The sequence below is a fragment of the Metabacillus idriensis genome, from assembly GCF_050483325.1.
Lineage (GTDB): Bacteria > Bacillota > Bacilli > Bacillales > Bacillaceae > Bacillus_P > Bacillus_P idriensis_A.
Genome location: NZ_JBCMYF010000017.1, coordinates 138,323 through 157,251, shown reverse-complemented (window position 1 = coordinate 157,251; position 18,929 = coordinate 138,323). Strand labels below are relative to the sequence as shown.

Here is an 18,929-nt window from a genome sequence, read left to right as displayed (position 1 = left end):
GAGGGGCTAGGAGGTGAAGCTGGACACCACGAAATGCGGAATCGACAGCTCAGACCCAGGAATCCATACCGAATTGATGGGGTTTCCCATTTAATTGGAGGGGTTTTGGAATTAATTGATGGGGTTTCCAAATTAATTGGAGGGTTTTCCGAATTAATTGATGGGGCTTCCAATTTAATTGGAGAATTTTGTTTGGACCGAGGAGCTGGGCGATGGAGCTGGACACCGCGAAAATGCGGAACCGCCCGTAAAGCAGATCATTCCCCGCTTGGCATCAGGCGTACAGCCGCTTATAATCAGTGTAAGAAGAGGTGGAACATGGACGAAAAGTGGATTTGCAAAATGATTCAGCAAGCCTTTCAGCAGTATGAGCTTGAGGGATCGCTCAGTGAAAAAGAAGCACATGGCCTTGTTGCAAAAGCACTGGAAAAAAAGCAGCAGGAAGACACAGAATGGTTTGAAATTGTAGAGGATATTGTATATGGATATGTGACGAACCAGGAGCTTTAATATAGAAAAGCGGAGCCGACTGTTTAGACCCGACAGACAGATAAGGATCCGGCTGAAAAGGCGCTTTTTGCCTTTACAGACGGAGCCGTTCTGGCCGAGGGGCTAGGAGGTGAAGCTGGACACTACGAAAAGCGGAGCCGGCTTTCAGACCGAGTAATCAATACCGAATTGATGGGGTTTTGGAATTAATTCATGGGGTTTCCGAATTAATTGATGGGGTTTTCGAATTAATTCATGGGGTTTCCAATTTAATTGGAGGATTTTGTTCCGGCCGAGGAGCTTCACTTCCCTCTTTATCCAAATTCCTCTTTTTCGAGCAAAAGCAGAAACCTCCATTCAGCTTTCAAAAATGAACAAAACCGGCCTTCAACAGCGGCCGGTTTTGTTTATTTCCTTGATAACGCCTTCCCCGCCACTTTTTCAAACAAACGGGGCATCAGCTGATAAAAGCTGCTGCCGGCATTCATCCAGCCGGGCAAGTTAATTTCACGCCTGTTAGAGAGCATAGATCCGACGATTTTCTCTGACACCTTATCAGGGGCCAGCATAAAGCGCTCTACATTCTTCACGTAGTTGCCGCTTTGGTCGGCGATATCGAAGAATTCTGTTTTGATTGGTCCTGGATTTACAGAGGTGACATGAATGTCCGTCTCTAAAAGCTCCATCCGCAGGCTGTTCGTAAAACCAAGCACAGCATGCTTCGAAGCAGAATACAAGCTTGATTTAGGCGTGGCAAGCTTTCCTGCCTGTGAAGCGATATTGATGATGTGGCCGGCGTTGCGCTCTCTCATAGCAGGCAGCACCATTTTTGTGCATGCAATCAAGCCAAATACGTTCACTTCAAACATGGATTTCATTTCATCAAGAGTAGCATCTTCTACCGTGTTAAAAACACCGAAACCCGCATTGTTTACGAGCACATCAATTTGCGGGATATCACTCAAAATCTGTTCAAATGTTTTTTGAACAGCATTAAAATCACTGATATCAAGCTGATAGTAAGGACAAGAAACATTGTAGTTTTTTGTAATATGCAGAGCGGCTGCAGCAAGGCGGTCTGCCCTTCTTGCAAGTAAAATAGGATGCCCCCCGCTTTTAGCTACCTGCACAGCCATTTTTTCGCCGATTCCGCCTGACGCTCCTGTTATGACTACGTATCGGTTTTTCAGTTTTTCATTCATTTCGCACACCTCAGCAAGAATAAATTTTCTTTGCTCCCTCCATATGCCCTTTAATTTCTCCCAATGCCTCTAAGTAATCAAGCTGTCCGACCGTTTCAGACATAGTGAGCATCATTTGTCTTTTATAAAGATGCGGAAAGAGCCTCTGACAGGCTTCAAATGCTGTCATCGGTTTTTCTTTTATGTAGCCGCGCACTTCAAATGCACGCTCCTCCTGTTTTTTCAGGCGGTAGCGGATCAAATCATGCGGCTTTAGAACCGTTTCTCCATGTCCTGAAAGAACGCTTGAAATCGGAATTTTCAGCAGAGAATGAAAGGATTCGTTAAATTGGACCTGGGGTCTTGGCCGCTCTCCCCCATCCATTGGAGGCTCAAGCAGCGGATTTGCCGATATGTGCTGAAGAAGATGATCGCCGCCAGCCATCAGGCCGTCCTCTGCACGATAGAGGGCAATATGGGTTTGAGCATGCCCCGGGGTTTCAATGACATGCCACCCTTCCATGCCTGGCACAGCGTCCCCTTCCCTGAGGCATGATGTTAAGTTCCGTTTGCAGGCATACTTCATCGATGCATCAAACTTTGCCAAACCAGGAAGCAGACGCTCATCAATGCCAAATTCCGTGAACAGCTTCATAAAGAATTCTTTTTGAGCTGTCATAAATGATTCATCCTGCATGATCCACGGGGCATTGTATGGATGTCCAATCACGTCCGCCGACTGAGGCAGGTAATCAAGCAGTCCGACATGATCTGGATGATGATGCGTCAGGATTACCTGCTCAATGTCTTCAACTCTGTATCCTGCCTGCTCCATTTGAGTTTTCAGGGCAGCGAGAGCTTCTGGAGTTTTAGGTCCGGCATCGATCAGTGTGAGCCTATCTCCTTTGACAAGATAAACATTCACATCTCCCACTGGAAAAGGAGTCGGCAAGGTTAATTTGATGATCATATCTGATTTCGTTTTCATACCATCTTCCTCATTTGTTATTTTTATATAAGTCTAATATATTCAATACACCAATTATGAATGCTTATTCATTGATTATAAAGCTTATTTTACACGTTCCCTGCAAATGTGTCATTATTTTCAAATAATTCATCATCAAAAAAGGAAAAAAATCCGCTTGACAAACACTTGTCCAACCTCGCATAATGATGAAAATCACTTTAACGCACAAATGCAGCAAATGAATATAGATTAAGCAATGAACAGGAATAGTAAATCAAGCAATGATAAACAGAGAGTGAAATCCGCCGGCTGAAAGGTTTCATCATCCTCTTGCTGATTGAACCTGCCCTGTGAGCTCTCAGGCAAACTTGACGTGATCCCTCGTTACGGGATATAAAGTTGGGGTCATGCATCGCGCATTTCCCAATGAAGGTGGTACCGCGGAAACCTTTTCGTCCTTTATTTTTAATTGGATGAAAAGGTTTTTTTATTTGTGCAATACATGAACTGCTTTTCAGAAAATAAAAGGAGGAATTCACATGAAAACAATCGCCTTTGTAGGTGCAGGATCCATGGCAGAAGCCATCATAAACGGATTAGTCAATGGCGGTGTCTGCCTCCCTGAATATATAAAAGTCACAAATCGCTCAAGCATGGAACGGCTGGACTTTCTTCATCAGACTTACGGAGTGTCCGTTACAAAAAGCAAACAGGAGACAGTTGGGGGTGCATCGATTATTATCCTTGCGATGAAACCAAAGGATGTCAAAGCAGGAATTGAGAGCATCAAGGATTATGTCGACAGCAGTCAGGTCATTATTTCCGTTCTCGCCGGCATCTCGAGTGAAACCATCCGCAAGCTTTTCGGAAAAGAGCTGCCGATTGTCCGCGCGATGCCAAATACATCGGCTGCACTTCAGAGATCGGCAACAGCACTTGCATGCAATTCAGCTGTAACAGCGGATCAGCTGAAGCAGGCAGCAGGGCTTTTTGAGGCAATCGGGACAGTTGCCCATGTTTCAGAACATCAGCTCGATGCGGTAACAGGCCTCTCCGGAAGCGGTCCCGCTTACATTTATTATATCGCGGAAGCACTTGAAAAAGCAGCGGAAGAAACCGGTCTTGAAAAAGAGACAGCAAAAGCATTGATTGCACAGACACTGCTCGGGGCAGCTGAGATGCTGCTGACTTCAGAAAAAGAGCCTGCAGTGCTCAGAAAAGAGGTCACAAGTCCCGGCGGCACGACGGAAGCCGGTTTAGAGAAGCTTGAGGAATATAAAGTCAGCGAAGCAATCGCTGCCTGTGTTAAAAGAGCGGCAGAGCGTTCGCATGAGCTTGGAGAGATATTTGCAAAAAATGCATTAAAAGAGCATACTTAAAGAGATTGGATGCAGGAAAAACAGCTGGCTTGTTGAAGTAAAAAAGAACAAGGTCAAGCAACGTCATAACTCAGACAGGTGATAAAATGTATACAGTATTTTCAACATTTGATGTGCCGAATGAAAAAGCAGATGAAGTCATTTCCATATATAAGAATCGTTCCCGCATGGTAGACGATGCAGAAGGCTTTGTCGATTTTCTCCTTCTGCAAAACGATAAGCGTGCAGGAGAATTAACGGTACAGCTTATTTTTAAGAGTAAAGAAGATTACTTGAACTGGGTAAAAAGCGAAGATTTCAAGAAGATTCATGATCTTGAAAAGAAATATCCCGATCAGGAGCTTGCAGCTGTGATTCCTAAAGTCAAACAATACAAGGTGGTTGCGCGATGAGTTTTTTTCCGGCAGACCAAATTGTGCATGACGTAACCGAAAAGATCTATCAGAACGAGCCTTCTCTGCTGGAACGTTTCGGAGAAAAAGGAAAAGACAAATGCAGGGAAGACAATCATCATCACTTAAACCATCTTAAAACAGCTTATGAACTGCAAAATGATCAGGTTTTTACAGATTATGCGAAATGGCTGAACGGAATTTTAGTGAAACACGGCATGAAGACACAGCATTTGATTGATAACTTCTTGCTGATTAAAGAGGTGCTCATTTCAGCTGAGTTGGAGGATGCAAAGAAAGTATCAGATTATCTTTCATATTTGGATGCCGGCATCCGCTCACTTTTACTAGAAAAAGAGAAATAAAGAGAAACGGTGGTGTTCTGTTATGAAGAATTCTCAAGCACTGGAGTTTGCTCAATTGCTATTGAACAGCGATGAGCATGCAGCAGTCCAGCTGCTCAAAGCTCACAGTCACCTGTCACGGACCCAACTGTTTGAAGAACTGTTCACGCCTGCGATGCAGCATGTCGGCGCGTTATGGGAAAACAATGAAATTACGGTAGCGGATGAGCATTTGGCAAGCGTGGTTTGTGATTTTATTTTATCAACGCTTTATCCGCCGATGCAAAATTCACCATCAAAAGGCAGAAAGAAAGCAATGCTTCTGTGTGTTGAGGGAGAGCAGCATTATTTGGGCCTGAAAATGGTCAACAGCTTATTCGAAGAAAAAGGGTATGAAACACACTATTTAGGCCCTAATCTTCCGCTTGAATACGCCATTAAAAAAGCAGAGCTATGGAAGCCGGAAGTCATCTGCCTCTCCATTTCCATTGTGTATCATTTGCCGAATATAAAAAAATATGTTGAAGCTCTGGCAGCATTGCCGAATCATCCGTCCATTCTTATTGGAGGCAGAATCGTGAATCAATATGATCTGCAGCCTTATTGTACAGGACAGGCAGAAATCATGTACGATATAAAGGCCGTAGAGAACTGGCTGAACAAAAACAGCATGATTGAGAAGTATAAAGATTACACGCTCGCAGAAGAAAGCAAACCTTTATCTCAATTAAACTAAAAAAGAGACTGACCTTCATCCTTTTATAGGATCTGGCCAGTCTCTTTTTTCAGTCTGATAGAGTCAGAGAGCTGAATGCTGTTTTTAAGCCAAGGGGGAGCATCCTCATTCGCCATTATCTCTTCATAAGTCATCCATGCAGCAGATGATACCTCTTCTTCGCTTTTGGCATAAGGTGTGCCGCTCTTATATTCACACAAAAAAACCACATCAACCACATGGACTCCGTCATCCGAAACAAAAGAAGTGCTATGCACATAACTCAGATCATCACGAATCTCAATGCCGGTTTCTTCCTCGATTTCACGTTTCAGCGTCCGTTCTAAAATATTCGAAGAAACCCCTTCCTTCTCCACTTTTCCGCCTGCAAGGGAAAGCTGTCCTTGTGCATGTTCTTCCATCATGCTTCTTTCAATAATCAGCCACCGGCCATCTTTAAAGACAGCACCTTCAACATTTACAACAAACATTCAAACCGCTCCCTTATCCATAAATTAATCGAATGCAAATGTACTTTTTCCATCCGGCAGAACACCATGCCATAGAAATTCACCGCGGAAACCTTCATGAAAATGAAATCAGCTATTCTTGATGCCGCAGAAGCCAATCCATCGAGAGCTCTTCGACAACGTCCAAATACCCCATAAAACTATGAGCTGCGCCATCTATAATAACAAGCTCCGATTCCTTTGACAGAAATTTCATTCCTTCCCGCGATTTTTCTGAAAGCATCTTTTCCTCCCCGTCATGATTGCCATGGATGATTAAGACAGGACACGATATGGCAGACAGCAGTTTTTTCTGATCACACTTTTCAAAGTCATCAAGCATTTGCTGCTCAATGATCACTTTTTTTCTCGGGCCATTTGTCAGCAGCTGTGTTATTTTTCCTGTTTCTTTCAGTTCTTTCATTTGCATCGGTGTAAAATGCCCGTGCCAGTCATATACAATCCCGCCTGTTGAAGCACCGGTAAGCACCATTGTCTGAATATCCTTAGAATAGCTCATCAAACAGATTCTGCTCCCTAAACTGTGACCGTAAAGAGCAATTTTACGTAAGCCTTTTTGTTTTACAAACGAAAGTGCAGCCTGCAGGTCATCCGCTTGTTTAGCCATTGTAAGTGAATCGTCATCGCTTTCCCCGCAGCCGCTGAAATCAAACGCAAGCACATGAAAGCCTGACGCCTGAAACCGCAGCGCAAACCGGTCAAACCTTCCGCGGGAGGACTTATCTGAAGTAAAACCGTGGCACATAATAATGACGGTATCTGATGATGCGGGATAAAAATTCCCGATCAATGTTAAGTGCCGGGAATTCTTTATTTCAACTCGCTCAATCTTCATCTGATTTCACCTATTTCTTTTCAAATATCCGCTTCAATGTAAACGAAAGCAGCTCAGGACACGTTTCAAAAGAATAAGGGAGATGCAGACGCTCCGTCCATTTATGCGGATCCTTTCCAAATGGCCCGACATTTAAAACAGGAATATTCAGTGCTTTGATTTCCTCAAGAGGAAGCCGATAATGGTCCCCGTAAATCGGCATATTGTCTGTCAGCTCACGGATGGATTCTTCGCTTTCTTTAATCTGCAGAAAGCTCAAATCGGAGAGACCGGCAAAATACTGCTGATTCCTGAGTGAAATCTGAAACTGATCCTTTGCATATCTTTGAACTTCTGAAAGAATGCCCTGGATAAATTCATCCTCTTTTGATGAAACAGCCGGATAAAACGGAGGGCTGTAAAAAACAACAATTAAAGGGGCAAGCTCTTTGCATAAGCCAGATAAGCCAGAGACAATTTTATTTGTGAAATGCCGGTCATCGAGATCGCCGCGGTTCGCTTTTAAATAATGGATATGCCGGTTCACTTCAGCCTCTCCAGCTTTCATCACGGCGTATTTAAGCAAGTCATCATAGGACATAACGGTTACCTTATATGATGCGGGTGTATAGGATACAGACTGGCTGTAATGTTTCGCTTTCTTATCATAGAAGCGCTCAATATTGCCTGCCGCCTGCTCGGCGGTTTTCATGAGCATGCCATGCAGTTCAAGCATGCTGCGTTTCATTGTTAAAATATTAAAAAGCGTGACAGCTTCGTGAGGAATTTGAACCGAATACTCTTCCTTTAAATCCTTTTGCATCAGATTCATCGGCGGCGGGGTAACTTCATCATCGACTTTTTCGCTGTAGCGCTCATTCAGTTCAAGGAGCCTGTTCAGCTCAGATACCATAAGGTTTGCGTTTAATCCTGAAAAAGGCTCTCCCACATGAGTTTCGACTCCGCTGCAGTAAAATCCAGCAAGCACTTTTCCGATTGAACCGCTGTATACATAATAATTTTTATCGTTCGGATATCTTGAAAACATAGGCTCAGAATTTACGCATGCCCGGTATGAAAGATCAAATTGACTTTTCAGCTCTGTTAAAACAGGAACCGCGCCGAGCATTCCGGCAGAATTCACTTCTTCGTCAGGAACAGTCACCAAAAGGATATTCCCTTCAAACTCGCCATTCATTGCCCGTTCAAGCATTCCAAGCTGAACTGTAAGCCCCGCTTTCATATCCATAGTGCCGCGCCCAAAAAGCCACTCGCCTGTTTCGATATCCTCTTTAACTTGAGGCGGCAGAAGATCTGCAGAGTTCAGCAGCTCCTTCGTTAATTCATGAGGATGGAACGCTAAATGCTGCAGATGACCGTAATCTTTTACATCAACCACATCAAAATGACTTAATAACAGCACGGTTTCATCTGTCTGCCTTTCGCTTTTTACAAGAGCAGTCAGAAAATACCGTCCATCAGCAAGCGGGTGGAGCTGCAGAAAATCCGGATTTTCTTTGAAATAAGCAAAATCATTCAGCACATAATAAAGGTGCTGGGCAAGTGCAATCTCATCTTTTGATCCTGTAATGCTTGCAAGGTTCACTAGGCCTGTTACTAGTTCTGTCAGCTGCTGTTTTGTTTGCCATTTTGAATTCATGATGAGACCTCCTGAAATAGGTATTGTTTCTATTCTAAAGAATTTTCGCAATTTTTAAAAGAGGCTCATTTTAATCATGCATGTTTGATTAATAAGAGGGCGTTTGGATGATTGGTGTCTTGTCTGGCTGGTCCTTTTATGGGGATGTATTTGGGTTTTTGCTATCCTATAATTTCGGCGATTCTGATTACAAGGATTCATTTTTCCTTTTTGCTGCCCTATATTCCCGGAGCTCCTGGTTATAGGGATGCATTTTTCCTTTTTGGTACCCTATATTCCCGCCGCTCCTGATTAAAAGGATGCATTTGACCTTTTTGGTACCCTATATTCCCGCCGCTCCTGATTAAAAGGATGCATTTGACCTTTTTGGTACCCTATATTCCCGGCGCTCCTGATTAAAAGGATGCATTTGACCTTTTTGGCACCTTATATTCCCCCTGATTATAGGGATGCATTTTCAATCATTAGCATCCCTGCTTCCATGCAATGCTCCGTTGTCAGGCAACTTAAATGAAGTCTTACCACAAAGCTGATATACTTTTTTTATGAATTTCACTTAGGGAGGCAATTAAAGATGAAGAATCACTTATTTACACCATACACCGTAAAAAACGTTACACTTAAAAACCGGATCGTCATGTCTCCAATGTGCATGTATTCTTCCCATCGCGAAGGCGGCATTGTCGAAGATTTTCATATGACACACTATATCAGCCGGGCTGTCGGCGGTGCCGGACTGATCATGATCGAAGCAACGTCTGTTACTCCTCAAGGAAGGATATCCCCCCAGGATTTAGGGATATGGAGCGATGACCATACAGAGGGTCTTGCAAAGCTAGTAGACGGCATGAAGCAATACGGGGCAAAAACAGCCATTCAGCTTGCACATGCAGGAAGAAAAGCCGTTCTTGAGGGCGAAATTGTCTCCGCCTCTGCTCTTCCGTTCAACGAGAAAAGCAAAACACCTGTTGAAATGACTAAAGAAAAAATCCAAGAAACCATTGGGGCTTTTAAAGATGGAGCAATCCGCGCTAAAAAAGCCGGATTCGATATTATTGAGCTTCACGGTGCACATGGATACTTAATTAACCAGTTCCTTTCGCCGCTTTCCAATAAGCGGACAGACGAATACGGCGGAAGCAAAGAAAACCGCTACCGCTTCCTGAAAGAGATCATTGATGCAGTGAATGAAATTTGGGACGGACCTCTGTTCGTCAGGGTATCTGCGACTGATTACCATCCTGAAGGTCTTGATCAAGAAGATTACGTAGAATATTGCTCATGGATGAAAGAACAAGGAGTTGACTTGATTGATGTAAGCTCCGGCGCCCTAGTACCGGCAGACATTAAAGTCTTTCCGGGCTATCAGGTGAAATTTGCCGAGCGCATCCGCGAAGGAGCAGGCATTGATACAGGCGCTGTCGGATTGATCACTACAGGAACGCAGGCTGAAGAAATACTTGGAAACGGCCGTGCAGATCTGATCTTCCTTGCACGCACCCTTCTCCGCGATCCATACTGGCCGCGTACCGCTGCTGAGGAGCTCGGCGCTGAAATTGAAGCGCCTAAGCAGTATGCTCGCGGGTGGTAAAAATTCATTGAAAGTTTATACTGGAAAAGCAGCCATGACGGCTGCTTTTTTCAATATATCCATCTCAATCTTTCGACTGGCACAAAGGACAAAAATACAATCGCCTTGATGCGGCAACCATCTTTTCAATCTCCGTTCCATCCTTGCGGCAAGGCTTTCCTTCCCGGCTGAAAACCCAATGGCGGTATTCAGATCTCTTTTCTCCCTGCTCCTTCAGTTTCAGAGCAAGCTCCAAGTCATTAGTGATGCCCTGACTCCGGTAGGACTGCTGGGTGAGGCTAATGATCGCTTTTGAGGCGCTGCGCAATTGCTCTTCCGTACAATCTGCTGGCCGAAACATGGGATGAATGCCGGAAACATACAGAATTTCACTTCTCAAATAGTTGCCTATCCCGGCGATAAAGCTTTGGTCCAGCAGCAGCGAGGCCCACTTACGGCGATAAAATCTTTTCTGCTGAAAGCGATCATATAATTGTTTGGAGGTTATTTCATCATTCAAAATATCTGGTCCTGCCTTGCAGATAAACGGATGTTCTGACACTTCACAGTCCTTTAGCACCTCAATCTCAGATGCACTGTAAAGAAGTGCTGATTTTTTTTCATTATGGATAGCAAGCCTCAATTGACGGCTGGTTTTAGGGTAAGAATAAGAAGATCGTATCACCCATTTCCCGTAAAGCTGGTTGTGGGAATAAATCGTATAGCCATTATCAAAACGGATCAGCATGGCTTTCCCCTTGGTTTCCACTTTTTTGATTCTGGCTCCTGTAAAAAAAGCTTCGTATTCCCGGAGCCGGTCAAATGCAAAAAACACTTCACCGACAGGCAAAGCAAGCAGAGCCTGTTCTATTTGATCGGCTGCACGGCGGATTTCTGGACCTTCAGGCATCAAACTGCTCCTTTCTGTATTAAAAGGTTTGGTTTGAATTGTACCCGTATTTCTGCCGCCGCAAAACAAAAAAGCACGGGCAGCACCTCTTATCATGTGACGGCATGCAGGATCAATAAAAAAAGGAGCTTGCATCAGCCCCTCTTTCCAAATTGCTAAAAACCTTTCTCATCTAAGAGCTTCACTTTATCCTGAAGCAGTTCAACCTCACCGCCTCCGGGCACGAGCTCATCTTGCTGATAATACCAAAGAACTGTGTTTTGCAGATTGTATTTTCGGGCAATTTCTTGCTCCAGCATGCCGCCTACTTGGAGAGTGCGGGCTTCGGTTCCGTTTATTTTCACTTCAAGAGATCCTTTCTCATCAGAGAGGAGGCCATAAATCATAGAGTTTCCGTAGAAATGATAATTTAATAGTTCACTTTCTGCAGGACGATCTGCCAGCGGATTCGTTGAGATGGACCCCGCTTTCCAGCCATAAATGCCTTCTTTTAAAAAGGCTGTTCCTAAATGATTCTTTTGGTCAATAAAAAAGAAGAGGGCTTCATCATTTATTTTATAGGCTGGAATGACTACTTCCATATCATGTTTCGTATGCTGAAGTGCTTCGAGAGGCTCATCGAAGGATTGTGATATTTCTGTCATTGACCAAATAACAAAGGCCAGACCAAAACAAATGAATAAACCTAAGGATACTTTGTATTTATTCACCAAATCCCCCCATTCTTCAAATGTCTCCTGTTAGTTTTATATTCTAGGAATTTATGCCGTATTCCTTTTAACACGAGAGGGAAAAAATCTGCAGTATTTCGCTATTTTCAGGCAAGAAAAAAGGAACTTCATCAAAAAGTGATGCCGTTCCTTCATCATTTATTATTTTGTTTCGCGGTGCAGTGTCACTTTTTTAAGTCTTGGTGAATATTTTTTCAATTCCAGACGATCTGGATTGTTTCTCTTGTTCTTTTTAGTTATGTAATTACGGTCACCAGTCTCCGTGCATTGCAGGGTTACGTTCACTCTCATGTCATGTTTCCTCCTATAAAAATCATAAAACGTAATAATTACGATTTGATATGATTATTCTATCTGCTCTTCTCTCCTTTGTCAACTCCATATTCTCTGAATGTCTGCTTCACCAGCTTGTTTAAGCGTAATTTTATGTACATCGGGATTCGTCATGCTCATCAGGTGATTGAATCCATATGTATCATTAAACGATCTCAGCAGCAGGGTTATTAGGTTCCCATGACTGACAAGAATGATATGATTTTCCTTTAAAGCCGTGATCTCGGCTAGAAGCGATTGAACACGTTCCATGCCCGATTGGTTGGACTCACCGCCTTCAAATGCAAGAGTTAGATCGTCAAATGTATCTTTAAGCCTGTCTTTCAGTCCTTCATGTTCTTTCCGCTCATGACTCTTTCAGAAAGACGTTCATCAAGATTCAGTTCGATGTTATTCAGTTCGGCGAGCGGTGCGGCCGTTTGAATGGCGCGGAGAAAAGGACTTGAGATGATTTTATCCATTTCAAGTCCTTTAAAAAATTCTGCAAGATTTTGAGCCTCGCTAAGTCCTTCAGTTGTAAGCTCATCATCAAATGCCTGGCCCTTTGCCTGACAATGCCGGACAGCATAAATAATTTTAGTCATGTGCTCTCTCCACTTCAAAACATGAAAAATCGTCAGCAACCGATGTGTTTTTAAAGATTGAAGCTGCTTCGTGCAAAAGTGTGTCCTTATCATCATCCTGATAGCGTGCGCTGATGTGAGTCAGAACCAGTTTTTTTGCATTTGCCTCTAAAGCAGCCGCAGCCGCATGAGTTGTAGAAGAATGGAAATATTGGGATGCAAGCAGCTCATCATCTTCTCCGAATGTCGCCTCATGGACAAGCAAGTCTGCGTTTCTTGCAAGCTCCACGATTTGCGGACACGTTCTCGTATCTCCTAATATTGTCACGATTCTGCCTTTCTTAGGGGCTCCTAGGAACTCAGCGCCAGATAGGATTCTGCCGTCTTCTAATTGAACGGTTTCTCCTTCTTTTAATTTTTTATATACAGGCCCCGGCCCGACACCTGCTTCTTTTAATTTGTCCACAAGCAGCATTCCTGGAGCATCTTTTTCGGTAATCCGGTAACCGTATGAAGGAACCCCGTGTTCCAGCTTTTTCGCTTCAACTGTAAACTGTTCGTCTTCAAAAACAAACCCATCCTCAATTTCAACGATTTCAAGCGGATATTTTAAATGGGTAAAGCTAAGCTCAAGGGATGACTGAACATACTCTTTAATTCCCGCTGGACCATAGATTGTCAGAGGCTCGTCCCCTCCCTGAAATGAACGGCTTCCCAAAAATCCCGGCAAACCGTAAATATGGTCCCCATGCATATGAGTGATAAAAATTTTCTCTATTTTTCTCGGTTTAATCGTTGTATATAAAATTTGATGCTGCGTTGCTTCTCCGCAGTCAAACAGCCAGACAGCTTTTCGCTCCTCTAAAAGACGGAGAGCAATTGAGCTGACATTTCTTGCTTTTGCGGGCATTCCAGCACCTGTTCCTAAAAACAGCAGATCCAAAATGGTTTCACCTCGTCCGGTTTTCTTATCTTTTAGAATACATGACTTGGGGATAAATATGAAGAAGGAAAAGGGATATAGTTGATTTTAAAGAATATATCTTTATCTTTCAGGAAAGGTGATTCTATGAAACCCCCAAAACACATTGTATCTGTATCAGCTTTTATTACTAATAAAAAACAGGAAGTGCTGCTGGTGAAAACATTTTTCAGGAAAGACACATGGGAGCTGCCCGGCGGCCAGGTAGAAGAAGGAGAACCTCTCGAGCAGGCGCTCTGCCGCGAGATTCTGGAGGAAACGGGTTTCATTATTCAGCCAACGCGCATCAGCGGAGTTTATTACAACGCAACAGGCAGCATTTTAAACATCGTTTTCCATGCAGATCTGCTAAGCGGAAAACTCGAAAAACAGCCTGATGAAATCATGGAAGCTGCTTTTTTTAAGCTGAAGAAGGAAACGATAAAAAACTATATTAAACGGGATCACTTAGTCCCGCGTATACTTGATGCGATGTCATCTTCATCATCTGTACCTTGCGAAACATGGACAACCGCTCCTTTTAAAAGAATAGAGCGGCTGAATTAAAGAGAAAGACACCGGGAGCGGTGCCTTTCTCTTGCCTATTCCTGACGCTTTAACACTTCCTGCAGCTGAATGTTTCTGATTTTCCGTTTTGAAAGCTGCAGAGATGTCCAATAAGCTAAATAGACAATGATAAATCCGGCTATGAGCATGATGGGTTCCGCTTCTATTGGAAGAGAGAAGCTTGTTGATTCGGAAACGGAAGCCATCAGGCCTTTATAGCTGATGAAAGCGAGAGGAATTCCAAGCATATAGCCAATAATCACAATAGGAGTGTAAACATTTAAAAGAATTGAAGAGATTTCTTTTTGCCCATATCCCATGACTTTAAGCAATGATATATTGACTGTATTTTCTTCCATGATCAGGCTTGTAAGTAAATAAATGATGACTAAGCCAATGATAAAAGCAAATAAACTGATGACAGCGACAGAATATTTTGTAGGTTCTAGCAGGGTTTCAAACACCTTTTTCATTGCTTGTTTGTCTTCAATCATGGTAATGGGTTCGTTTGAATTTTCCTCCGGTTTTTCATTCGACCATTTTCCAAGGTGTGCCGAAGCCTCCAAATCTAAAAAGCTGTTTACTTCTTCTCTTGGCAGATAGATTGCGTGGCCAATGTAAATCTCAGCAATGCCGGAGATTTTGACGGATTGCTCCTTCTCTGTCCACTGATTGCGGATGGTAACGGAATCCCCTTTTTGCAGACCCGCTGCAGCAGCCAGCGCCTGTGTAATTACAGCCCCGTCTGATAAGCTTTGATTCAAATCGCCTCCCATGCTGTCAATCAGCTTCAGCATGGAGGTATCCGCATCTATTCCATAGAGCTGTGTGATTGCATCCTTTTTGCTTCCGCTTTTTAATGTTACTTCAGAAACAGTAAACGGACTGTCTTCGCCCGTCATATCATTAGTTTTTAAATCTTGATAATAGACTGCATACTCATACCGGTAAGCATCCTCGTATGTTTTTTTAAGAAGCTGATTCATAGAGTTCATCGAAATGAATCCAAAGGTGAGAAGGATAGCTGAGAAAAGAATTCCGGCGAATAGAACAAAACTTTTCGACGGATTGCCTATCAGCATTTTCAATCGGAACCGGGCTTTAAAAGAAAGCCTTTTTGGCAGGCTGACGTTTCCTTTTTTTGAAAAGGCAGGTCTAGTAGTCAGAAGCTGAAGCGGCGGTTTTATCACCGTCTTTCGGATAGTAAAGAAACCGGCTGCTCCGATAATAATAATCGGCACTGCAAATCCAAGCAAAAGCGTAAACGGATCAAAGGCAAAGCTTTTTAAGATCGGCAAATTATAAAAAGACGTATACAGACTTGTCATCGGCTTTGAAGCAAGGATACCGATTGCCGTTCCAGCGGCTGAGCCGCCAGCAGCAACAGCAAGAGGGTATACCATAAAGGAAGAAGTAATCTCTCTTGCTGTATACCCTAATGCTAAAAGAGTGCCAATTTGTTTAGCCTGAAGCTCAATTTGCCTTTTTACAATCAGGACGACGATGAATAAGGAAAGCAATCCAATAAATAAGGGAAAAACCGTTCCGAATGACTGATTTGATTCAATCTCCGCTTCAATATATGAAATCCGGATATTATCCTCAGCATCTGTCCATTTTGTGACAGGAACAACGGCCGAAACGGCTTTTTTCAGCTCATCCGTCTGCTGCTCCTTTTCTTTGAAAAGACCTGTGTAGTAGACCGGAGCCTGACGATTTTCCGGAAAATCAGCCTCTTTTGTTAATGCTGCACCAAAAGTCTTAGAATCATAAAACAGGTCGTTTTCATTTTGTACGCCGTAAATGTAATCGGGCAAGTGCACATGTGCCGTTACAGTATACGTCTTCCCGCCGGCTTTCCATTGATCGCCGATATCAAGGTTATGGCGGCCCGCATATGCTGCGGTAAGAGCAGCTTCATTTTTCTTCTCAGGCAGTGCTCCTTTTTCAACAAAAGGAAGGTTCATTCCGCTTTGAAGTGACAGAAAACGGACGGTCGTTCCCTCTTTCCACTCCAAATCAAGCCATGATCTTTCCTCTAAAACAAGATTAAACTTTTTTTCCAGGTCATCCATCTGCCCTTTTGTGAGCTTTTCACCTGCAGCAAATTGAAAGTCTTCCTGTTTATAGTCTTTTCTGAATAATTGATTGCTCGAATCCATTAGTGCCATAGAGCTTGAAAGCATGACATACAGCATGACAGCAATGGCTAATAGAAAGGCGGCTCCTGCAAATTGCAAAGGCTTTTGCCGAATCCCTCGCAGAGCCATTTTACGGATTTTCATACCCATCTCACCTGCTCAGCCTCAATCGGATTTTCATTCTTTATCGTTTCAATGACCATGCCGCTTTTCATTTTCAAAACGGTATGGGCCATATCCGCAATACCTGGATTATGAGTAATGATCAGCACCGTCGTTTGATAAGTCCGGTTCACTTCTTGAATAAGCGACAGTATCTTTTTACCTGTCTCTTCGTCTAAAGCACCTGTAGGCTCATCGCAAAACAAGATGCTTGGATTTTTGACGATGGCACGGGCTATCGCTGTTCTCTGCTGCTCTCCTCCGCTTAATTGGTGCGGAAATTTATCCTGATGGTCATGCATCCCCACTTTTTTTAAGATTTCATCTTGCTGCAGCGGTGTGCGGCTGATTTCAGAGCCAACTTCAACATTCTCCCTTACTGTCAAAGAGGAAATCAGATTGTAGGATTGAAAAATAAAACCTGCATGTTCTCTCCGGTATGCTGTCAGCTCTTTATCTTTTAACTGATGAAGCTGCAATCCCTGTACAATCACTTCTCCTTTATCAGCCCTGTCAATTCCTCCGGTGACATTCAGCAGTGTTGACTTCCCTGATCCGGACGGACCCAATATCACAACAATTTCACTCTTGTTGATCGTTAAATTTACATCTTTTAGTGCAGCAGCCTCTACTTCACCTGATTTATAAGATTTACTGACGCCTTTTAATTGGATACTCATTTTGCACCCCCGTAAGTTATGAAATATTAATTAAAACAAATTTCATAATTATCGTACATTAGAAAATAGCCTGCGACAAGCAGTTTTTGAACTATTTTTTAATTACTATTTCATCTTTTATCTTTTTTTCCGATTTATGGATTGCAATCAATTGGTTCATACTACTTAAGTATGAAAATAATCTTAAATGTTTGATTTACTTCATTATTAGCATTAAAATTAAGTACTTGAACAGGTTACATACTTTTTTAATAAATCCGGCTGATATAAAGTGAGGTTCAATACATGAATACGGAACAAAAACCAAAAGCAGTAATTGTAATATTTGGAGCAACAGGGGATCTTGCAAAACGAAAGCTTTTCCCATCCATCTACCGCCTGTACCGCAGCAAAAAAATAGATCCTGATTTTGCTGTCGTCGGTGTCGGAAGAAGACCGTGGACAAATGATGAATTCCGCTCGAATATCAGTGAATCGATTCAATCATCGATCAAGAAATCATCAGAAATTGAAGAATTCACATCACACTTTCATTATCATCCGTTTGATGTGACAAACCCATCTTCATACCTTGAGCTGAAAGGGATGCTTTCTGACCTTGACAGCCAATACGGAATTCCTGGAAACAGAATGTTCTATATGGCAATGGCGCCGGAATTTTTCGGAACAATTGCACGCAACTTAAAAAGCGAAGGTTTAACAGCTACAGAAGGCTGGAGCCGACTAGTAATAGAAAAGCCTTTCGGCCATGATTTGCCTTCTGCAAAGGAGCTTAACGATGAAATCCGCGAAGCTTTTTCAGAAGATCAAATCTACCGGATTGACCACTATCTTGGAAAACAGATGGTGCAGAACATTGAAGTTATCCGCTTCTCTAACGCCCTGTTTGAGTCTGTATGGAATAACCGCTACATCTCAAACATTCAGGTCACTTCAAGCGAAGTGCTGGGTGTCGAAGACCGGGGACGCTATTATGAAAACTCAGGTGCTCTGCGGGATATGGTTCAAAACCATCTTATGCAGATGGTAGCCCTTCTTGCAATGGAGCCTCCGATTAAACTTGAAACAGACGAGATTCGTTCTGAAAAAGTAAAAGTAATGCGCGCACTGCGCCCTCTTACTGAACAGGATGTGCCTGATTATTTCGTGCGGGGACAATACGGAAAAGGCGAATCTGAAGAGATCTCAGTTCCGGGCTACCGCGAAGAAAGCAATGTTGACCCTGAATCCAACACTGAAACCTTTGTTGCCGGCAAGCTGATGATCGACAACTTCAGATGGGCCGGAGTTCCTTTCTACATCCGTACAGGCAAGCGAATGACCGCTAAGTCAACGAAGATTGTTGTTCAGTTTAAAGATCTGCCAATGAATCTTTATTCAAACGATGTAGACAGCAAGCATCCTAACCTGCTTGTCATTCACATTCAGCCTGATGAGGGCATCACACTCCACCTGAATGCTAAAGAATCAGGCGGCGGCTCTTATGTTAAACCTATTAAGCTTGACTACTGCAGCAACTGTGTAGACCAGTTCAACACTCCGGAAGCGTATGAAAAGCTCATCTACGACGGCTTGCGCGGAGATGCTACTAACTTTACTCACTGGGATGAAGTCTCACTCTCTTGGAGCTATGTTGATACCATTTCTAAAGCATGGGAATCGAATAAAGCGGAATTCCCTAACTATGCAAGCGGCGCAATGGGTCCAAAAGCAGCTGACGAACTTCTTGAAAAAGACGGCTTCCACTGGTGGCCAATAACCGATATAGTCGATTAATTTTCCGAAAGCGCCTGAGAATTCAGGCGTTTTTCTTTGTATATGGCTCCTGACAGACAAT

Annotated in this window: 21 protein-coding genes; 8 read left to right on the top strand and 13 right to left on the bottom strand. The window is 43.1% G+C overall.

The window, feature by feature from the left end:
• Positions 1-510 (top strand): YqzH family protein (locus ABEQ24_RS11470; protein WP_430006914.1); only part of this gene is annotated, 510 nt, incomplete at its 5' end.
• 386 nt (positions 511-896) lie between these two features.
• Here the strand turns inward: ABEQ24_RS11470 and ABEQ24_RS11465 are convergent.
• Positions 897-1,691 carry an SDR family NAD(P)-dependent oxidoreductase gene (locus ABEQ24_RS11465; RefSeq protein ID WP_430006913.1) on the bottom strand — a complete coding sequence of 265 codons (795 nt, stop codon included), beginning with the start codon at positions 1,689-1,691 and terminating at the stop codon, positions 897-899.
• 10 nt (positions 1,692-1,701) lie between these two features.
• Positions 1,702-2,658: an MBL fold metallo-hydrolase gene (locus ABEQ24_RS11460; RefSeq protein WP_430006912.1), complete on the bottom strand. Its 957-nt coding sequence runs from the start codon at positions 2,656-2,658 to the stop codon at positions 1,702-1,704.
• Between the two features lie 521 nt (positions 2,659-3,179).
• On the opposite strand from ABEQ24_RS11460, the gene proC reads away from it, so the two are divergent.
• The 4 genes from proC to ABEQ24_RS11440 all read left to right on the top strand — a co-directional run bounded on the left by proC (position 3,180) and on the right by ABEQ24_RS11440 (position 5,491).
• Positions 3,180-4,019 carry a pyrroline-5-carboxylate reductase gene (gene proC, locus ABEQ24_RS11455; protein WP_430006911.1) on the top strand — a complete coding sequence of 280 codons (840 nt, stop codon included), beginning with the start codon at positions 3,180-3,182 and terminating at the stop codon, positions 4,017-4,019.
• Between the two features lie 86 nt (positions 4,020-4,105).
• Positions 4,106-4,411, top strand: a complete 306-nt coding sequence (locus tag ABEQ24_RS11450) for an antibiotic biosynthesis monooxygenase family protein (protein WP_430006910.1) — start codon at positions 4,106-4,108, stop codon at positions 4,409-4,411.
• Positions 4,408-4,776: a hypothetical protein gene (locus ABEQ24_RS11445; RefSeq protein WP_430006909.1), complete on the top strand. Its 369-nt coding sequence runs from the start codon at positions 4,408-4,410 to the stop codon at positions 4,774-4,776. Before ABEQ24_RS11450 ends, ABEQ24_RS11445 begins: the two co-directional genes overlap by 4 nt.
• 22 nt (positions 4,777-4,798) lie before the next feature.
• On the top strand, positions 4,799-5,491 hold the full coding sequence (locus ABEQ24_RS11440; protein WP_430006908.1) for a cobalamin B12-binding domain-containing protein: 693 nt from the start codon (positions 4,799-4,801) through the stop codon (positions 5,489-5,491).
• Between the two features lie 23 nt (positions 5,492-5,514).
• Here ABEQ24_RS11440 and ABEQ24_RS11435 read toward each other — a convergent pair whose 3' ends face one another.
• From ABEQ24_RS11435 to ABEQ24_RS11425, 3 genes are all read right to left on the bottom strand, one after another.
• Positions 5,515-5,961 carry an NUDIX domain-containing protein gene (locus ABEQ24_RS11435; protein ID WP_430006907.1) on the bottom strand — a complete coding sequence of 149 codons (447 nt, stop codon included), beginning with the start codon at positions 5,959-5,961 and terminating at the stop codon, positions 5,515-5,517.
• Positions 5,962-6,073: 112 nt separating this feature from the next.
• Complete coding sequence (locus tag ABEQ24_RS11430; protein WP_430006906.1) at positions 6,074-6,835, bottom strand: alpha/beta hydrolase; 762 nt, start codon at positions 6,833-6,835, stop codon at positions 6,074-6,076.
• A gap of 10 nt (positions 6,836-6,845) precedes the next feature.
• Complete coding sequence (locus ABEQ24_RS11425; protein WP_430006905.1) at positions 6,846-8,474, bottom strand: M20/M25/M40 family metallo-hydrolase; 1,629 nt, start codon at positions 8,472-8,474, stop codon at positions 6,846-6,848.
• Positions 8,475-9,048: 574 nt separating this feature from the next.
• On the opposite strand from ABEQ24_RS11425, the gene namA reads away from it, so the two are divergent.
• Complete coding sequence (gene namA / locus ABEQ24_RS11420; protein WP_430006904.1) at positions 9,049-10,065, top strand: NADPH dehydrogenase NamA; 1,017 nt, start codon at positions 9,049-9,051, stop codon at positions 10,063-10,065.
• A gap of 64 nt (positions 10,066-10,129) precedes the next feature.
• Here namA and nei read toward each other — a convergent pair whose 3' ends face one another.
• The 6 genes from nei to rnz all read right to left on the bottom strand — a co-directional run bounded on the left by nei (position 10,130) and on the right by rnz (position 13,524).
• On the bottom strand, positions 10,130-10,954 hold the full coding sequence (gene nei, locus ABEQ24_RS11415; protein WP_430006925.1) for an endonuclease VIII: 825 nt from the start codon (positions 10,952-10,954) through the stop codon (positions 10,130-10,132).
• A gap of 155 nt (positions 10,955-11,109) precedes the next feature.
• Positions 11,110-11,664 carry a hypothetical protein gene (locus ABEQ24_RS11410; protein WP_430006903.1) on the bottom strand — a complete coding sequence of 185 codons (555 nt, stop codon included), beginning with the start codon at positions 11,662-11,664 and terminating at the stop codon, positions 11,110-11,112.
• Between the two features lie 162 nt (positions 11,665-11,826).
• Entirely contained in the window at positions 11,827-11,976 is a 150-nt protein-coding gene (gene rpmG, locus ABEQ24_RS11405; protein WP_070876717.1) for a 50S ribosomal protein L33, read from the bottom strand.
• An 81-nt stretch (positions 11,977-12,057) separates the two neighbouring features.
• Positions 12,058-12,345 carry a histidine phosphatase family protein gene (locus ABEQ24_RS11400; RefSeq protein WP_430006924.1) on the bottom strand — a complete coding sequence of 96 codons (288 nt, stop codon included), beginning with the start codon at positions 12,343-12,345 and terminating at the stop codon, positions 12,058-12,060.
• Positions 12,342-12,602 carry a histidine phosphatase family protein gene (locus tag ABEQ24_RS11395; protein WP_430006902.1) on the bottom strand — a complete coding sequence of 87 codons (261 nt, stop codon included), beginning with the start codon at positions 12,600-12,602 and terminating at the stop codon, positions 12,342-12,344. Before ABEQ24_RS11395 ends, ABEQ24_RS11400 begins: the two co-directional genes overlap by 4 nt.
• A complete protein-coding gene (gene rnz / locus ABEQ24_RS11390; protein ID WP_430006901.1) occupies positions 12,595-13,524 on the bottom strand; it encodes a ribonuclease Z in 930 nt (309 codons plus the stop codon). The genes ABEQ24_RS11395 and rnz overlap by 8 nt, the downstream gene beginning before the upstream one ends.
• 126 nt (positions 13,525-13,650) lie before the next feature.
• Between rnz and ABEQ24_RS11385 the strand changes: the two genes are divergently transcribed.
• Positions 13,651-14,109: an NUDIX hydrolase gene (locus ABEQ24_RS11385; protein WP_430006900.1), complete on the top strand. Its 459-nt coding sequence runs from the start codon at positions 13,651-13,653 to the stop codon at positions 14,107-14,109.
• Between the two features lie 35 nt (positions 14,110-14,144).
• Here the strand turns inward: ABEQ24_RS11385 and ABEQ24_RS11380 are convergent, their stop codons facing one another.
• Together ABEQ24_RS11380 and ABEQ24_RS11375 are read right to left on the bottom strand one after the other, a co-directional pair.
• Complete coding sequence (locus ABEQ24_RS11380; protein ID WP_430006899.1) at positions 14,145-16,394, bottom strand: FtsX-like permease family protein; 2,250 nt, start codon at positions 16,392-16,394, stop codon at positions 14,145-14,147.
• The gene (locus tag ABEQ24_RS11375; protein WP_430006898.1) at positions 16,391-17,092 is read right to left on the bottom strand and encodes an ABC transporter ATP-binding protein; all 702 of its coding nucleotides are present in this window, start codon (positions 17,090-17,092) and stop codon (positions 16,391-16,393) included. Before ABEQ24_RS11375 ends, ABEQ24_RS11380 begins: the two co-directional genes overlap by 4 nt.
• Positions 17,093-17,377: 285 nt before the next feature.
• Between ABEQ24_RS11375 and zwf the strand changes: the two genes are divergently transcribed.
• Entirely contained in the window at positions 17,378-18,868 is a 1,491-nt protein-coding gene (zwf, locus tag ABEQ24_RS11370; protein ID WP_430006897.1) for a glucose-6-phosphate dehydrogenase, read from the top strand.
• Positions 18,869-18,929 lie beyond the last annotated feature (61 nt).

Excerpts from the sequence above, each read along its gene's own strand:
- ABEQ24_RS11465 (WP_430006913.1), bottom strand. The coding sequence starts at position 1,691 with ATGAATGAAAAACTGAAAAACCGATACGTAGTCATAACAGGAGCGTCA.
- ABEQ24_RS11460 (WP_430006912.1), bottom strand. The coding sequence starts at position 2,658 with ATGAAAACGAAATCAGATATGATCATCAAATTAACCTTGCCGACTCCT.
- proC (WP_430006911.1), top strand. The coding sequence starts at position 3,180 with ATGAAAACAATCGCCTTTGTAGGTGCAGGATCCATGGCAGAAGCCATC.
- ABEQ24_RS11450 (WP_430006910.1), top strand. The coding sequence starts at position 4,106 with ATGTATACAGTATTTTCAACATTTGATGTGCCGAATGAAAAAGCAGAT.
- ABEQ24_RS11445 (WP_430006909.1), top strand. The coding sequence starts at position 4,408 with ATGAGTTTTTTTCCGGCAGACCAAATTGTGCATGACGTAACCGAAAAG.
- ABEQ24_RS11440 (WP_430006908.1), top strand. The coding sequence starts at position 4,799 with ATGAAGAATTCTCAAGCACTGGAGTTTGCTCAATTGCTATTGAACAGC.
- ABEQ24_RS11435 (WP_430006907.1), bottom strand. The coding sequence starts at position 5,961 with ATGTTTGTTGTAAATGTTGAAGGTGCTGTCTTTAAAGATGGCCGGTGG.
- ABEQ24_RS11430 (WP_430006906.1), bottom strand. The coding sequence starts at position 6,835 with ATGAAGATTGAGCGAGTTGAAATAAAGAATTCCCGGCACTTAACATTG.
- ABEQ24_RS11425 (WP_430006905.1), bottom strand. The coding sequence starts at position 8,474 with ATGAATTCAAAATGGCAAACAAAACAGCAGCTGACAGAACTAGTAACA.
- namA (WP_430006904.1), top strand. The coding sequence starts at position 9,049 with ATGAAGAATCACTTATTTACACCATACACCGTAAAAAACGTTACACTT.
- nei (WP_430006925.1), bottom strand. The coding sequence starts at position 10,954 with ATGCCTGAAGGTCCAGAAATCCGCCGTGCAGCCGATCAAATAGAACAG.
- rpmG (WP_070876717.1), bottom strand. The coding sequence starts at position 11,976 with ATGAGAGTGAACGTAACCCTGCAATGCACGGAGACTGGTGACCGTAAT.
- ABEQ24_RS11395 (WP_430006902.1), bottom strand. The coding sequence starts at position 12,602 with ATGACTAAAATTATTTATGCTGTCCGGCATTGTCAGGCAAAGGGCCAG.
- ABEQ24_RS11385 (WP_430006900.1), top strand. The coding sequence starts at position 13,651 with ATGAAACCCCCAAAACACATTGTATCTGTATCAGCTTTTATTACTAAT.
- ABEQ24_RS11380 (WP_430006899.1), bottom strand. The coding sequence starts at position 16,394 with ATGAAAATCCGTAAAATGGCTCTGCGAGGGATTCGGCAAAAGCCTTTG.
- ABEQ24_RS11375 (WP_430006898.1), bottom strand. The coding sequence starts at position 17,092 with ATGAGTATCCAATTAAAAGGCGTCAGTAAATCTTATAAATCAGGTGAA.
- zwf (WP_430006897.1), top strand. The coding sequence starts at position 17,378 with ATGAATACGGAACAAAAACCAAAAGCAGTAATTGTAATATTTGGAGCA.